The organism is Streptomyces niveiscabiei (genome assembly GCF_001419795.1).
In the GTDB taxonomy this organism is placed as follows: domain Bacteria; phylum Actinomycetota; class Actinomycetes; order Streptomycetales; family Streptomycetaceae; genus Streptomyces; species Streptomyces niveiscabiei.
Window position 1 is genome coordinate 1 of sequence record NZ_LIRL01001237.1, and the last position, 1265, is coordinate 1265.

Annotated in this window: 2 protein-coding genes and 2 pseudogenes; 1 reads left to right on the forward strand and 3 read right to left on the reverse strand. The window is 69.6% G+C overall.

The window, feature by feature from the left end; genetic code table 11:
• Both AOK24_RS42540 and AOK24_RS42545 read right to left on the reverse strand, forming a co-directional pair.
• The coding region (locus tag AOK24_RS42540; protein WP_478078793.1) for an HhH-GDP family DNA glycosylase at window positions 1-289 on the reverse strand (289 nt) is incomplete at its 3' end.
• Between the two features lie 24 nt (window positions 290-313).
• Window positions 314-1009 carry a siderophore-interacting protein gene (locus AOK24_RS42545; protein WP_055725217.1) on the reverse strand — a complete coding sequence of 232 codons (696 nt, stop codon included), beginning with the start codon at window positions 1007-1009 and terminating at the stop codon, window positions 314-316.
• 70 nt (window positions 1010-1079) lie between these two features.
• Between AOK24_RS42545 and AOK24_RS52935 the strand changes: the two are divergent.
• Window positions 1080-1139 (forward strand): annotated as a pseudogene (locus tag AOK24_RS52935) (hypothetical protein); the annotation flags it as partial.
• Window positions 1140-1179: 40 nt separating this feature from the next.
• On the opposite strand, the pseudogene AOK24_RS52940 reads toward AOK24_RS52935, so the two are convergent.
• A pseudogene (locus AOK24_RS52940) lies at window positions 1180-1265 on the reverse strand (penicillin acylase family protein); the annotation flags it as partial.

The window sequence follows — 1265 nt, forward strand, 5'->3', positions numbered from 1 at the left end:
CCCCAAGCTCTTCGAGCAGGGGGGACCCCCAGGCCATCGACCCGGGATACCGATGCACCGCAGGCTTCTCGGAAAGCAGCGCAGCAAACCGCTCAGGATCCATCCCGGCGATCTCCCGCGCATCGAGATCCTCGACCCCCAACCGATCCGCGATGGTCCGAGGCCCCCTGAAGGCCCACTCCATCGGAACCTGCTGATCCAGCAGCATCCCCACCAGCGCCGCCAGAGCCGACCGCCCGAGCAACTCATCGGCCGCGGAATCCTGTGCAAGATGCAGGGTGACGTCCATACCCAGATGATCCCGCCGAAAGGGTCACCCCGCGCGCCAGTACCCCAGCGCATGGACCCGCTCCTTGGCGACGCCGAGCTCCTTGCGGACGTACGCCGAGAGCGCCCGAGTCGTACGCGTGTCGCACGCGATCCACACGTACGGCGCCTCCGCCCCCGCGAGGACCTCCGGCAGCTCCCGCCGAACCCGCTCGACCAACTCCCCGCGCGGCACCCGCCGTACACCGTGCCGGAAGGGCAACTCGTCGCCCCCGCCCTCGAACCACACGGTCGACTCGATGGAACTCATCGAGTCGAGAAGGGAGTTGATCGCGGGCAGCGACGCGGGATCGCCGATCGCGAGGACATGGCCGGGCCCGGGTACGGGCGCCTCGAAGCCGGTCCCCTGGACGGTCGCCTCGATCGTGTCGCCGGCCCGGACCTCACGGGCCCAGTCGCTGGCGGCGCCCTCGTGCAGCGCGAACTCCAGCGTGAACGTACCGCTCTCCGGGTCGGGATCGACCAGCGTGTACGCCCGCTGGTGGGGCCGCCCGGCGTTCTGGAACCACAGCCGCACCCACATGGTCGGGTGCACGGGGTTCGCGGCGAGGAGCCCGCCGTCGGTGACGCGGATACGCCGGTACTCGGCGCTGACCTGCTCGTTCGCCGTCACGGTGAGGGTGAAGTCCCTGGCCCGCATGAGCTTCAGAACCGCACCTTCCCAGCCCCGCCCCTGCGCCATACCGCCTCCACCCCTCACGTACGCTGCCTGACTTAGGCAAGGCTAACCTAAAATTGAGGGGCTGCCCAGAATGACCACAGAGACCTACCGCGACACCTTCGGCATCCCGCACCTCCGCGCCACCACCGCGACCGCACTGGCCCACGCACAGGGCCTGATCACGGCCCGCGACCGAGGAAGCTTGCGGACGTGCCCTGGGCCCGGTGGCGTTCCACCTCCAGTTGCCAGGCTCGGTCGCGGGCCGTGATCAGGCCCT

Excerpts from the sequence above, each read along its gene's own strand:
- AOK24_RS42545 (WP_055725217.1), bottom strand. The coding sequence starts at position 1,009 with ATGGCGCAGGGGCGGGGCTGGGAAGGTGCGGTTCTGAAGCTCATGCGG.